At 65.1% G+C, this 711-nt stretch carries 1 protein-coding gene; it reads right to left on the bottom strand.

The annotated features are described in order from the left end of the window. Nucleotides 1–711 (bottom strand): cadherin-like domain-containing protein (locus OOT46_RS30655; RefSeq protein WP_265407409.1); only part of this gene is annotated, 711 nt, incomplete at both ends.

Genomic DNA, 711 nt, shown 5'->3' with positions numbered 1-711 from the left:
CTGCCATTGGCGGCCACCACCACGGTGCCGTTCGCCGGCGCGGTACCGGCCGCATAGCTCAGTGCGTCGCCATCGGCATCCGTCGCGGAGACCGCATCGGTGAGCGAGCCGTCTTCATCGATCGTACGGCTCTCGTCGGCGCCCACCGGGCCGGGGTTGTTGGCCGACAGGGAGAAGCTCGTGCTGGTGCTTTCGCCGGCTTGGTCGGTGACCGTCACTTCAATGCTGAATGGACCTTGGACACTGGCGTTGTTCGGCAGCGTGCCGGAGATGACACCGGTGTTCGGGTCGATGCTCAGGCCAGCCGGCAAGCCGGTGGCCGAGAAGATCAGCGGGTCGCCGTTGGTGGCGATGTCGGCGTCGCGGAAGACGCCGCTGGTCGGGATGCTGATGGTGGCGGCATCGGTGCTGCTCACGTTGTTCAGCGTGCCCACGACGACCGGGTTGTCGTTGACGGCGTTCACCGTCACATTGACGGTGATCGTGTCCGTGGCGCCTTGCGCGTCGGTGACGAGGACCGTGAAACTGTCGGTGCCGTTGAAGTTGGCGTTCGGCGTGTAGGTGTAGTTGCCGTTGGCGTCCAGAACGACAGTGCCGTTCGTCGGTGCCGTGCCGGTTGAGTAGATCAGTGCATCGCTGTCAGCATCCGACGCCGAGACGGAATCGCTCAGCGAGCCGTCCTCGTCGATGGTGTGGTTCTGATCGGTGCCC

It is taken from the genome of Aquabacterium sp. A7-Y (assembly GCF_026153205.1).
Classification (GTDB): Bacteria; Pseudomonadota; Gammaproteobacteria; order Burkholderiales; family Burkholderiaceae_C; genus Caldimonas.
This window is presented reverse-complemented; position numbering and strand designations above follow the sequence as displayed.